Below are 12,963 nucleotides of genomic sequence, written 5' to 3' on the forward strand. Positions count from 1 at the left end.
TCCGGCCGTGTTTGCGGGCGAATCCCGCCGGGCAGGTCGAATTGGTCAATGATCTTTGGGGGGAGGGCCATGGCCACCGTCGGCGAGCGGGGCGTGACGCCCGCATGAACGCGCGCGACGCCCGCATGAACGCGGTCCCGGAACTGGCGCTGGAACTGCTCGGCATCGAACCCGAGCCGTTCGCCGCGGCGCCCACGCTGAACCTGCGCATCGGACTGCGCCGCCCCGACGGCGGGCCCGTCCAGTGCGTCCTGCTCACCACCACCGTCACGATCGCGGCGGCGCGGCGCGGCTACGAGGACGCCGAGCGCGACCGGATCACCCGGCTGATCGGCCCCGCCGCGCTGGCCGACGAGCCGCCCGGCGGGCTGCTGTGGGCGCGGATCGGCGTCACCGTCCCGACGTTCCGCGGCGCGACCGAGGTGACCGTCGCGCTGCCCTGCGGGCACGACATGCAGGTCACGGCCGACCAGTACCTGCGCGCCCTCGCCGGCGGCGAGGTCCCGCTCGACCTGGCCTTCGACGGCACCGTCTTCTACCCGGGCGACGACGGAGTGCTGCGCACCGCGCAGATCCCGTGCCGGCACCGGGCGGCCGGCGAACTGCCCGTCCGGGTGTGGCGCAGCCTCGTCGACCGCTACTACGGCGCCGTGCGGTGGCTGCGCCTCGACGAGGACCGCTTCGACCGGCTCGCCGCCTACCGGGCCCGCCGCGCGCACACCTCGTTCGACGACACCGTCGACGAACTGCTGCACGCCGCGGAGTCCCTGCACGGCGACGCCGGCCGCGACGACACCGGCCGAATGGACGACCACGCGGGACTGGAATCACTGAACGAGGCCGCCATGCGCGATGCCGCGCTGAGCGCGGAAATGGCCATGCGCCCGGAGGAGAGCGACCCATGGACGCCGTGAGGGCGATCGCCGACACGGTCCTTTACGAGGGTCATCTGCTCTGGCCTTACCGCGCTTCCGCGGCACGGACCGGGAAACGCTGGACGATCGGCGGCGTCCAGCCGAAGGACGAGGCGGAACGGTCCGGCGGCCGCTGGACGGTGTCCGCGGAATTCCTTCTCGAGGACGGCCCGGAAACGACCGTCGAGTTCACGCTGCGGTTCCTGCACACGGTGCACCGGCAGGTGATGGACGGCGACGCCCCGGTGCAGGAACTCCAGGCCGGCGCCGTGACGTACCGGACGCGGCAGGAGGCCCGCGAACGCGAGATCACCGGCGGGCGGCTGCCGGTCGCGCGGCTGCTGCGCTCGCCCGTCCGGGTGCCCGTCGCGATCGCCGCGGGCCTCGACGAGGAGCCGGTCGAGGGCGCGGCGCGGATCGTCCGCACGTGGGACCGGGTGACCGGGACGGTCGTGCTGTCGGCGGAGCGGGCCGCGCCCGGCGCCGTCCGGCTGCGGGCCGTCGTCGTCAACACCGGCACCGCCGCCGACCGGGACGAGGCGGCCCGCACCGGGATGCTCTGCGCGCACCTCGTCGCGGACGCGTCCGGCGGGGCGTTCGTCTCGCCCGCCGCGCCTCCCGCGAGGCTCGCCGACGCGGCGGCGGCCTGCCACAGCGACGGCCTCTGGCCCGTCCTGGCGGGCCCCACGGGCGGGCACGGGACGGTGCTGGCCGCCCCGATCGTGCTCTACGACTGGCCCCAGGTGGCCCCGCAGACTCCGGCCGACCTGTTCGGCGGAGCCGGTCTCGACCGGCTGCTCGCCGAACTGTCCGCCGGCGACCCGCGCGGCGGAGACCGCGCCACCACGGGAACGGGAAGGAGTTGAGATGAGGAAGCAGAACATGGGCATGCGCAAGGGCGGCATGCGGGCGATGGCGGCCCGCATGATGGTCGGGATGCTGGTGGCCGCGATGGCCGCCATCATGATCAAGCAGATGCCGGCGCTGATGCGCCGCACCCGGTCCGAGCAGAAGTGACCGGGATGACCACGACGAACGACGAGGCCGGCGCGGTCGCCGAGGTTTTCCGGCGGCGCGCCGCGCCCGGTGCCGCGCTGGCGGGGGCGGCGGACGCCGTCGCCGCCGCGTGCCACGCGATGGCGGCCCGCTTCCACCGCGGCGGGCGGCTGTTCACCTTCGGCAACGGCGGCGCGGCGACCGACGCGCAGCACGTCGCGGTGGAGTTCGTCCACCCGGTGATCGTGGGCAAGCGGGCGATGCCGGCGCTGTCGCTCACCGGCGACGTCGCCACCCTCACCGGGATCGGCGCGGCGACCGGGTTCGACGAGGTGTTCGCGCACCAGCTGCGCTGCTTCGGCGGCCCGGACGACATGGCGCTCGGCATCTCGCCGGACGGCCGCTGCGGCAGCGTCCTGCGCGGGCTGCAGGAGGCCCGCGGCCTCGGCATGCTGACCGTCGCGCTGACCGGCGGGGACGGGGGAGCGGTGGCGGCGAGCCCGGCGGTCGACCACGTGGTGACGGTCCCGTCCGGCGACCCGCGCGTGGTGAAGGAGGTGCACGTCACCGCCTACCACGTGCTGTGGGAGCTGGTGCACGTGTTCCTGGAGCAGCCGGGCGTGCTCGGCCGGGAGGTGGTCGCGTGACGCACTGCGAGGGCGACCACTGCGTCACCTGCTCGGACGAGGCCGTCCCGGTGAAGGTGCTGCGCCTGCACGGCGCCGACCTCGCGGACGTCGACGCCGGCGGCGGGCGCGTCGAGCAGGTGAGCGTGGCGCTCGTGGACGCCGCCGTCGGCGACACGGTGCTCGTCCACGCCAAGGAGGCGATCGGGGTCGTGACGTGACCGGCATGCAGCAGCTCTACCCGTTCCTCGCGCCGGGCGGCACGGACCTGTCGGCGGTGCTGGCGGACGTGCGCCGCTCGACGGCGGAGAAGGCGAACGAGATCGTCCGGCTGCGCGAGATCGTCCTGGAGGAGTACGGCGCCGAGCTGGCGGCGTGCGCCGCGCGGATGGCGGAGTCGTTCCGCGCCGGCGGGCGGCTGTTCGCGTTCGGCAACGGCGGCAGCTCCACCGACGCGCAGGACGTCGCGGCGCTGTTCCTCAACCCGGGCGGCGGCGCGCGCCCGCTGCCCGCGCTGGCGCTGACCACCGATGTCGCGGTGGTGACGGCGCTGTCGAACGACATCGGGTTCGAGGTGGTGTTCGCGCGGCAGCTCGCCGCGTTCGGGCGCCCCGGCGACATCGCGGTCGCGCTGTCCACCAGCGGGAACTCCGACAACCTGATCGCGGCGCTGCGGGAGGCGGCGGGGCGGGGCATGGTGACGGTCGGCCTGGCCGGCTACACCGGCGGCCAGATGGCCGAGACGCCCGGCATGAGCCACCTGTTCGTCGTGCCGTCGTCGTCGGTGCACCGCATCCAGGAGGCGCAGACGACGATCTACCACGCGCTGTGGGAGCTGACCCAGCGGGAGCTGGTGGGAGAGGCGGCCTGAGATGTGCCTGGCGATACCGGGCGAGATCGTGGAGTTCGTGCCGGACCGGCCCGGGCTGGCGAAGGTCGAGGTCAGCGGGGTGCGGCGGGCCGTCAACATCGGCCTGCTGGAGGGGGAGGGCCTCGCCGCCGGCGACTGGGTGCTGATCCATGTCGGATTCGCGCTCTCCAGGATCGACGAGGCGGAGGCGAAGGCCACGCTGACGATGCTGGAGGGCATCGGCGCGGCCTACGACGAGGAGATCGACGCGCTGCGGGAATCGAGGATCGACTGATGCGCTTCGTGGACGAGTACCGGGACGCGGAGAAGGCGCACCATCTCGCCGCGTCCATCGCGGCACTGTGCGAGCCCGGCCGGCAGTACAAGTTCATGGAGGTGTGCGGGGGCCACACCCACACCATCTACAAGCACGGCATCGAGGACTACCTGCCGGAGGCGGTCTCGCTGGTGCACGGCCCGGGCTGCCCGGTGTGCGTGATGCCGATGGGGCGGGTGGACGACGCGATCCACATCGCGTCCCAGCCCAACGTGATCATGACGTCGTTCGGCGACATGATGCGGGTGCCGGGCGGGAACGGCTCGTTCTTCGACGCCAAGGCCGCCGGCGCCGACATCCGCATGGTGTACTCGCCGCTGGACGCCCTGAAGATCGCCGAGCGGAACCCCGAACGCCGCGTCGTGTTCATGGGCATCGGATTCGAGACCACCGCGCCGTCCACCGCGATGACGGTGCTGCGCGCGAAGGCCGCCGGGATCACCAACTTCTCGGTGTTCTGCAACCACGTCACGATCCTCCCGGCCATCAAGGCGATCCTCGACTCGCCCGACCTGCGCCTCGACGGCTTCCTCGGCCCCGGCCACGTCTCCACCGTCATCGGCTGCCGCCCGTACGAGTTCATCACCCGCGACTACCGCAAGCCGCTGGTCGTCGCCGGGTTCGAGCCGCTGGACATCCTCCAGTCCGTCCACATGCTGCTGGCGCAGCTCGCCGAAGGCCGCTCCGAAGTGGAGAACCAGTACGGCCGCGTCGTCCCCTGGGACGGCAACACGCGCGCGCTCCAGGTCATCAACGAGACGATGGAGCCGCGCCCCTACTTCGAATGGCGCGGCCTCGGCTTCATCTCCCACTCCGCACTGCGGATGAAGGACGCCTACGCCGACTTCGACGCCGAGCGCATCTTCGACATCCCCGGCGGACGCGTCGCCGACCCGAAGGCATGCCAGTGCGGCGAGGTCCTGAAAGGCGTCCTCAAACCGTGGGAATGCAAGGTCTTCGGCACCGCCTGCACGCCCGAAACGCCGATCGGCACCTGCATGGTCTCGTCCGAGGGCGCCTGCGCCGCCTACTACAACTTCGGCCGCTTCACCCGCGAGCGCGTCAAGGAGGCCACCCGGTGACGATCCGCGAAGAGCAGGTCCTCGAACGCATCGAGCGCGCCCGGGGCCGCCGCGCCCGCCTCCGCGACGACACGATCGTCCTCGCCCACGGGTCCGGCGGGAAGGCCACCCGCACCCTGATCGACGCCGTCTTCCGCGAGGCGTTCGCCAACCCCGTCCTCGACCGGATGGACGACTCGGCCCGCTTCTCGGTCAACGGCGCCGACCTCGCCTTCACCACCGACTCCTACGTCGTGTCGCCGCTGTTCTTCCCCGGCGGCGACATCGGCGACCTCGCCGTCAACGGCACCGTCAACGACCTCGCCGTCGCCGGCGCGACGCCGCTGCACCTCTCCGCCGGGTTCATCCTCGAAGAGGGCTTCCCCGTCGAGAGCCTCCGCCACATCACCGAGTCGATGCGCGCCGCCGCCGAGGCCGCCGGCGTCGACATCGTCACCGGCGACACCAAGGTCGTCGAGCGCGGCAAGGCCGACGGCTGCTACATCAGCACCGCCGGCGTCGGCGTCGTCACCGACCCGCCCTCCGGCGCCGTCCGGCCCGGCGACGCCGTCCTGGTCACCGGCCCGATCGGCGAGCACGGCGTCACCATCATGCTGGCCCGCGGCGAGCTCGACCTCGAAGCCGACCTCGCGTCCGACACCGCCCCGCTCGGCTGCCTGCTCGCCGAGCTCCGCGACGCCTGCCCGGGCGCCGTCCGCCGGATGCGCGACGCCACCCGCGGCGGCGTCGCCACCGTCCTCAACGAGATCGCCTCCGACGCCGGCCTCGCCATCGCCGTGGACGAGGGCGCCGTGCCCGTCCGCCCCGCCGTCCGGGGCGCCTGCGAACTGCTCGGCATCGACCCGATGTACGTCGCCTGCGAGGGCCGCGCCGTCGTCGTCGTGGCCCCCGAGTCCGAGGCCGCCGCCCTCGCCGCGCTCCGCGCCCACCCGCTCGGCGCCGGCGCCGCCGTCATCGCCCACGTCAAGGACGACCCGTCCGGCCTGGTCCTGCTCAAGACCGCCTTCGGCGGCACCCGCATAGTCGACCTCCTGGTAGGCGATCCCCTTCCCCGAATCTGCTGAGCCCGATGCGGGTTCGATTCCCGCCCCCGCCACTGATGAAGGCGCGCCCGAATGGTCGGGCGCGCCTTTCCTTTTACCGGTCGCGGAGGGTCTTCTCGATGGCGGACAGCTGGTCGGCCAAGTGGAGGAGGGCGCCCACGGACGGGTCGTCCTCGTTGCCGGCGAGGGTCCGCGCGCGGAGGTAGGCGGACTTGACGTCCGCCCAGCGAGCTTCGTTTTCCGGCGTGAGGACGTTGCGCAGTTCCGCCAGCTTCAGCAGGTTCGCCTCGGTGTCGGACGTGAGGGTCTGCGCCTCGGCGCGGTAATGGTCGTCGATGAGCGTTTCGAGTTCCCCGGCGTTCATCACCGGGAGAATGCGCTCGGCGAGCTTGTTCATGTCGCGGTAGGAGCCCTGGAGGCGGAACGGCGGCTCGGTGCGGGACGCGTCGTCCTGCGCGGCCGAGGCGATGTAGGCGCGGTTCACCGTCAGGACGACCTGCTGCACGTGCCGGAGCTTCGCCATGACCGACAGGATCTGGTCGAGCTCGGCCTGCGAGTACGGGTGCGCGAGCCGGTCCGGGCGGACGTTCGGGTCGCCGGCCGCCAGCCGGACGAGCAGCTCGACGTCGCCGCGGTCGCGGCCGGCGAGCGGCGCGAGCACCGGGTTGGAGGTCAGCGCGTTCTCCACGTAGCTGAGCGCGAACAGCTCGTCCTTGCCGGACAGGACGTCGCCGAGGTTCCAGACGTCGGCGCGGTTGGCGAGCATGTCCGGGATCCGGAAGCGGTGCCCGGACTCGGTGTAGGGGTTGCCGGCCATGCAGACGGCGAACCGCTTGCCGCGCAGGTCGTGGGTGCGGGCGGCGCCCTCGATGCGGCGCTGCGCGTCGCAGAGCGGGATGAACTTCTGCAGGAGCTCCGGCGAGGTGTGCTGGATGTCGTCGAGGTAGAGCAGGACGTTGTTGCCCATCTTCAGCGCGAAGTTGATCTTCTCGACCTCGCGGGCGGCGGTGGCGTTCGGCGCCTTCGCCGGGTCGAGGGACGTGACGTCGTGGCCGAGGGCCGGGCCGTCGACCTTGACGAGGGCGAGGCCGAGCCGGTCGGCGACGTACTCCATCAGTGTCGTCTTGCCGTAGCCGGGCGGGGAGATGAGCAGGAGCAGGCCCATCTGGTCGGTGCGCTTGCCGTCCCCGGCGGCGCCGAGCTGCTTGGCGAGGTTGTCGCCGATGAGGGGCAGGTACACCTCGTCGACGAGCCGGTTGCGGACGAACGCGCTCATCGTGCGGGGCTTGAGGTCGGCGAGGCCGAGGCGCCGGGACTCGGCGGCGACGAGGTCGTTGCGCTGCTTCTGGTAGGCGCGGAACGCGGGGACGCGCTCGGTGCGGAACCGCTGTGTGCGCGCGAGGAGCTCGTCCAGGCGGAGAGGCAGGCTGCGGCCCGCGATGCGCGGGTGGGCGCCGAGCAGGTCGTCGACGGTGGAGGTCAGCGCGGCGGGGGAGTCGTAGTGCGCGGACGCGCACAGCACGGTCGCGACGGCCTCGGGAAGGTCGGCGGAGTCGGCGTCGGGGGTGGCGGCGAGGTGCGAGCCGAGCCACGCCTCGGCGAGCTGGTGGCGGGCGGCGAGGTCGCCGCCGAGCGCCCGCAGGTCCTCCTCCAGGCCGGGCAGGTGCGGGCCGAACGACTTCAGCAGGTCGCGGGTGCCGGTGCTGGTGACGAACCCGTCCGGCGCGGTCGTCAGCTCCTCGATCAGGTACTCGGCGGCGAGCGGGCCGTCCGGCGCGGGCAGGCCGGTGCGCGCCGCGAACTCCTCGACGGCCCCGGTCAGCTCGGCGGCGAGGTCGCCCAGCGCGGGCGCGCGCCCGAACGAGCGGCGGGCCCGGACGAGGGACCGGGCGCGGGTCGCCCACGTGGTGCGGGCGGGCGCGTCGGGACCGTGCGTCCAGAACAGCTGCGCGGCGGCACGCGCGGGCGACGGGTAGCGCAGCAGGCCCGCGTCGGCGTAGAGGCGCAGGAGGACGTCGAGGATGCGGGCCGCGTCGTGGTCGTGGACGCCGCGCTCGTAGCCCTCGTCGTAGCGGTCGGCCGCCGCCTCCCGCACCACCTGCAGGAGGTCCACGCCCTGCAGCTCCGCCGCGGACCCGGCGGCGAGGACCGACGTCGCGAGGTACTCGGCCCGGTACGTCTCCGGTGTCTCCGAGACGAGGGTCTGGCTCCACAGGTCGCGGGTCGCAGCGAACGCCGCGTCCCGCACCGGCGCCCGGTAGTCGGTCCCGGTGACGGTGAACGCGATCCCGCCGTCGTGCGGGACGAGCGTCAGCTCGATCGGGCGGGTGTTCACCGCGAAGCGGTGCCGGCCGAGGCGGATCGTCGCGCCGTCGTCGCCGTACAGGTCGAGCCGGTCGCGCAGCGCCCGCGCCGCCTCCTGCCGGGCCGCCTTCACCCGGCCTTCCAGCTCCTCGGCGCGCACGTCGTCGCCGAGCTCCCGCAGCTCCCCGGAGATCGCGCGGAGCCGCGCCACCATCGCGTCGGTCGCGAAGTAGGCGTTCACCTCGTCCGGCGAGCCGAGGGCCGCGGCGCGGCGCCGCACCCCGGTGAGGATCCGGTCCGCGGACCCGGTGAGCCGTTCGGCGCGGCGCGTCCGCTCGTCCAGCAGCGTCTGCTTGCGCGAGGAGAACGCCTCGTACAGCTCGGTGCGCTTGGTCTCCAGCCCGGCCGCGAACTCCTCCAGCTCGGCGAACCGCGCCTGCAGCGTCTCCAGCCGCAGCAGCAGGCGGCCGAGCTGCTCGTCGCAGCGCTCCGGCGTGGACGCGCCCGCGAGCGCGCCCGCGACCGCCTGGTCCAGCAGCGCCAGCTCGGCGGCGAACGCGGCGCGCCCCTCGTGTTCGAGCAGGTCGCGGCGCCGGTTGTCCAGCACGGCGCGGGCCCGGTTGAGCCCGCCGAGCACCTCGCCGACGCGCTCCAGGATCGCGGTGCGGGCCGTGGCGTCGGTGATGTCGAGGTCCCCGACGACCTCGGTGACGACCTCCAGGCCCTCGTTCTGCGCGTCGAGGAGCTCGGCGAGCGGCGCCGCGTCGGCGGCCGTCGCGATCGCGCCGGCCGCCTCGGCGATGCGCGCCACCTCGGCGTGGTAGCCGGTGAACGCGTCCTCGCCCTGCAGGAACCGGACGGACCGCTCGCCCAGGCCGCGCAGCTCCGTCTCCACCGTCTCCGACAGCTCGTCGATGCGGGCGGGGTCGGCGTACCGCAGGTCCCGGAGCGTCTCCAGCCGCCCGAGCGCCCGCCGCATCTCGGCGAGCCGGCCGATCCAGCCGTCGGCGGACGCGGGCTCGTCGGCGTTCACCCGCCGGACCAGCGCCGCGACGTCCTCGCCCGCCTCGTCCACGGCCGACACGGCCTGCTCGGTGAGCGCGCGGACCTTCTCGTACTCGTCCAGCACCTGCCCGGCCGTCGCGCGGACGTCCGCGAGCGGCGCCGCGAGGTCGCCCAGCTCCTCGTCCGCCAGCCAGTGGAACAGGTCGGACGCCCGCGTGCACGCCGCGATCAGCGCCTCGAACACCCGCGCGGACGGCGACATCTCGTCCACCATCCGGGTGACCGACAGGACCTCGGAGATCCCCCGGACGAGGTCGGCGTTCCCGACCCGCTCCAGCGGCCCGGTCCCGACCGGCTGCGCGGCGGCGTGCTCGTCGGACACGAACGGCGTCGCCCACACCTGCATCGGATGCGCCCGGACCGGCTCGGCCGACCGCGCCCGCAGCACGACCAGCGCCCCGTCCTCGAACAGCGAGTACCCGTGGCAGGTGATCGGCGTCGCGACCCGCTTGCGGATCACGTTGTACGGCAGCAGCAGCGACCGCCCGTCCGCCCGCTCGTGGAACACGTACAGCACGTCCTCGCCGTTCGGCGACCGGACGACCCGCTCGTACTCCAGCCCCGTCACGTCGGTGTCGAACGTCTTCACCACGCCGGTGTCCAGGCAGTAGCCGCCAGGGAACACGATCCCGTGGTCGTCGGGCAGCCGCCGGCACGCCTGCTCGATCCCGTCGAGCCGCACGACCTCCTTCGTCCGCACGTTGAACACCAGGTGCCGCAATGCCGGCTCGTTGTACGGCCGGATCCGCAGCAGGATCAGCGCGCCGACCCGCGCGTACCGCACGTCGGCGTCCGCGAGCGCCTGCAGCGGCTCGTCGACCGGCTCGGAGTGGATCCCCTTGCCGGTGGACGTGTCGTTCTCGACCTTGACCGTCAGCGTCCCGCCGACGGTGTCGACGAACACCTCGCCCTCGACCGAGATGTGCGGGTGCAGGCCGCGGACGTGGTGGTCGCGGGTCGTCTCGATCCACTCGACGTCGTGCGCCGGCGGGAACGAGTGGTCGCGCTCGCCCTGGTTGTCCTCGTAGGCGACGGTGCCGTCCGGGGCCGTCCGCCAGCGCAGGACGCGCAGGTCCGACAGCTGCGGCCCCGTCTGGAACACCGCGAGCAGCCGCCCCTCCACCAGCCGCAGCTGCAGCAGCCGCGCCTGCCGGTAGTACCGGAACATGTCGGCGAAGTCGCGGCGGAAGCGCGGGTCGTCCAGCAGCCCCGGCAGCGCCTCCGGACCCGCCGGCCCGAACGTCCCGCCGCCCGCGTCCTCGCCGTCGCCGCCGGGCTCGAAGCGGTGCAGCGAGAACACGTCCTCGGCGGACACCGCCCCGGCCGCGCCCGGCGGCGGGTTGCAGCCGAGCAGCATGAACCCGCTGATCGCGACGACGTCGCGGGGCACGCCCGGGCGCTCGGTACGGACCTGCTCGGTGCCCGCCAGCCGCAGCTCGGCGCCGCCGAACACCTCCAGCCGGCGCGCGTTCAGCGCCTCCGCCCGCCGCGCCGCCTCCGCGGCCCGCTCCGCGAGCCGCGCCCGCAGCACCTCGTACGTCCCCTGGTCGAGCCCGCTCACGCGTCCACTTCCGTCCTGGTCGGGGTCCGGTCACGGCGCGCCGCCCCTTGGGGGGTCGCTGCGGGGCGGCGCGCCGCGGGTCGATACGGCCGGACCGGCCTACTTCGCCGGGGCCAGCGGCGTGCCGTTCGCCCCGGCGGGCGCGGCGTCCACCGGCACCACGGCCGAGACCGGCGCGTCCGCGACGCCCAGCCGCTCGGCCGCCTCCAGCAGGTCGGAGATCGCGGGCGCGTTCGGGCCGCCGGTCGAGGCGAGCCGGGTCAGCAGCGCCGCGATCGTCAGGCCCCCGACCCCGCCGCCGCCCGCCGACTCCAGCACCCGCGTCAGGTCACCGGAGAACGAGCCCGTCCCGTCCAGCCACGATCCGCCCAGCGTCCGCGCGACCTGCGAGTTCTCCACGAACCCGTCCACGCCCTTGCCAAGCGCGATCGACCCGACGAGCTTGTCGAAGAACACGCTGTCGCCGCCGACGATGTCGATGTCGGCCTTCTCCAGGCCCGCCGCGAGCACCGTCGCCTGAGCCTCCGCGACCTCCCGCTGCACCTGGATCCCGGCCAGCCGGATGTCCTTCTCCGCCGCCAGCCGCAGCCGGTACTCCTCGTGCCGGCGCGTCGCGTCGTCGAGCGCCGCCATCGCCGCGGCCTTGTCGGTCAGGCCGACCGCCTCCGCCTGCAGCGCGCCCCGGATCCGCGTCGCCTCCGCGAGCGCCTTCTGCTCGGCGACCGTCGCCTCCGCGCGGCCGACCTTCTCGATCGCCGCCGCGTCCTTCTCCCGGACCTCGACCTCCGCGAGGCCCTCCGCCGCGGCCTCCGCGCGGATCCCCTCGGCCAGCCGGACCTTGGCCTGCGCGTCCAGCTCGGACGCCTGCTTGCGGGCCTCGGCCATCGTCAGCTGCTCGCGGGCGCGGTGCTGCGCCGCGGCCTCCGCCGCCTCGGCCGCCTTGATGTCCTTGACGAGGCTCTCCTGCGCCTCCGCCTCGGCCTGGATGATGACCGCCTGGCGGGTCCGCTCGGCCTCCTCGACGACCCGCACCCGCTTGATGGCCTCCTCCTGCTCGGCGACGGTCCGCTCCACCGCGATCCGCTCGCGGATCACGTCCGCGATCTCCCGCTTCTCCGCCTCGACCTCCTTGTTGGCGGCGATGCGGGTCAGCTCCGTCTCGCGCTCGCGGGCGATGACCTCCAGCATCCGGTCCTTCTCGATCCGCTCGTTCTCGATCGCGATGACCCGCTCCTTGTTCTTCGCGGCCACCGCCACCTCGCGGTTGCGGTTCTCCTGCTGCACGCCGAGCTGCTCGTCGGTGCGGATGTCCGCCGTGCGCGCGCGCAGCCGCTCCTCGGCCTGGACCCGCTCGGTCTCCGCCTTCTCCCGCGCCCGGACGGTCTCGATCTCGCGCTGCTGCTTCAGCTCCGCGTCCGCCTGGCGGCGCTCCAGCTCCAGGATCGCCTCGCGCGCCTCCACGTTCTGGCGGGTGATCTCCTTCTCCTCGTTGCGGGTGTACTCGTTGGTGCGGACGTGCTCGATCGCGGTCAGCTCGGTGATCTTCCGGATGCCCTGCGCGTCGAGGATGTTGGACTTGTCCAGCGACAGCAGCGGCGTCTGCTCCAGGTAGTCGATCGCCGCGTCCTCGAGGCTGTAGCCGTTCAGGTCGGTGCCGATGAGCTCGATGATGTGGTCGCGGAACTCGTGCCGGCGGGTGTACAGGTCGGTGAAGTCCAGGTGCTTGCCGACGGTCTTCAGCGCCTCGGAGAACTTCGCCGCGAACAGCGCCTGCAGCGTGTCCTGGTGGCTGGCGCGGTCGGTGCCGATCGCCTGCGCCACCTTGATGACGTCCTCGACGGTCTTGTTCACCCGGACGAAGAACGTGATGCGGATGTCGGCGCGGATGTTGTCCTTGCAGATCAGCCCGTCCCGGCCGGACCGCTCGATCTCGATCGTCTTCACCGAGATGTCCATCGGCTCGGCCTTGTGCAGGACCGGCAGGACCACCGCGCCGGTGAAGGTGACGTCGACCTTCTTCAGCTTGGAGATGATCAGCGCGCTGCCCTGGTCGACCTTGCGGAACAGCCGGGTCATCATCAGCGTGAGGCCGAGCGCGATGAGCAGCGCGAGCGCGATCAGCACGCCCGCTCCGATCGTGATGGCGTCCATCGGGATCCCTGTCTACTGGGGGATTGCGGAATGC

The 12,963-nt window shown here is 73.3% G+C and carries 11 protein-coding genes; 9 read left to right on the top strand and 2 right to left on the bottom strand.

Annotated elements, in window-relative coordinates; genetic code table 11:
* Positions 1-104: 104 nt before the first annotated feature.
* The 9 genes from J4709_RS20520 to hypE are packed head-to-tail and all read left to right on the top strand — an operon-like array spanning position 105 to position 5,869.
* Positions 105-914, top strand: coding sequence for a DUF6084 family protein (locus J4709_RS20520; protein ID WP_208243125.1), 810 nt, complete (start codon positions 105-107; stop codon positions 912-914).
* Positions 902-1,780 carry a hypothetical protein gene (locus tag J4709_RS20525; RefSeq protein WP_208243127.1) on the top strand — a complete coding sequence of 293 codons (879 nt, stop codon included), beginning with the start codon at positions 902-904 and terminating at the stop codon, positions 1,778-1,780. The genes J4709_RS20520 and J4709_RS20525 overlap by 13 nt, the downstream gene beginning before the upstream one ends.
* Before the next feature lies 1 nt (position 1,781).
* Complete coding sequence (locus tag J4709_RS20530; RefSeq protein WP_173096435.1) at positions 1,782-1,931, top strand: hypothetical protein; 150 nt, start codon at positions 1,782-1,784, stop codon at positions 1,929-1,931.
* Positions 1,932-1,936: 5 nt separating this feature from the next.
* Positions 1,937-2,557, top strand: a complete 621-nt coding sequence (locus J4709_RS20535; RefSeq protein ID WP_208243129.1) for a D-sedoheptulose-7-phosphate isomerase — start codon at positions 1,937-1,939, stop codon at positions 2,555-2,557.
* Positions 2,554-2,757 carry a HypC/HybG/HupF family hydrogenase formation chaperone gene (locus J4709_RS20540; RefSeq protein WP_173096433.1) on the top strand — a complete coding sequence of 68 codons (204 nt, stop codon included), beginning with the start codon at positions 2,554-2,556 and terminating at the stop codon, positions 2,755-2,757. Before J4709_RS20535 ends, J4709_RS20540 begins: the two co-directional genes overlap by 4 nt.
* Before the next feature lie 5 nt (positions 2,758-2,762).
* Positions 2,763-3,407 carry a D-sedoheptulose-7-phosphate isomerase gene (locus J4709_RS20545; protein WP_208243345.1) on the top strand — a complete coding sequence of 215 codons (645 nt, stop codon included), beginning with the start codon at positions 2,763-2,765 and terminating at the stop codon, positions 3,405-3,407.
* Between the two features lies 1 nt (position 3,408).
* Positions 3,409-3,681, top strand: a complete 273-nt coding sequence (locus J4709_RS20550) for a HypC/HybG/HupF family hydrogenase formation chaperone (RefSeq protein WP_208243131.1) — start codon at positions 3,409-3,411, stop codon at positions 3,679-3,681.
* Positions 3,681-4,805: a hydrogenase formation protein HypD gene (gene hypD, locus J4709_RS20555; RefSeq protein ID WP_208243133.1), complete on the top strand. Its 1,125-nt coding sequence runs from the start codon at positions 3,681-3,683 to the stop codon at positions 4,803-4,805. Before J4709_RS20550 ends, hypD begins: the two co-directional genes overlap by 1 nt.
* Positions 4,802-5,869 carry a hydrogenase expression/formation protein HypE gene (hypE, locus tag J4709_RS20560; RefSeq protein WP_307801388.1) on the top strand — a complete coding sequence of 356 codons (1,068 nt, stop codon included), beginning with the start codon at positions 4,802-4,804 and terminating at the stop codon, positions 5,867-5,869. Before hypD ends, hypE begins: the two co-directional genes overlap by 4 nt.
* Before the next feature lie 73 nt (positions 5,870-5,942).
* Here hypE and J4709_RS20565 read toward each other — a convergent pair whose 3' ends face one another.
* Entirely contained in the window at positions 5,943-10,778 is a 4,836-nt protein-coding gene (locus tag J4709_RS20565; RefSeq protein WP_208243135.1) for a DNA repair ATPase, read from the bottom strand.
* A 99-nt stretch (positions 10,779-10,877) separates the two neighbouring features.
* The gene (locus tag J4709_RS20570; RefSeq protein WP_208243137.1) at positions 10,878-12,929 is read right to left on the bottom strand and encodes a flotillin family protein; all 2,052 of its coding nucleotides are present in this window, start codon (positions 12,927-12,929) and stop codon (positions 10,878-10,880) included.
* Positions 12,930-12,963 lie beyond the last annotated feature (34 nt).

This window comes from Actinomadura violacea (assembly GCF_017573465.1).
GTDB lineage: Bacteria > Actinomycetota > Actinomycetes > Streptosporangiales > Streptosporangiaceae > Spirillospora > Spirillospora violacea.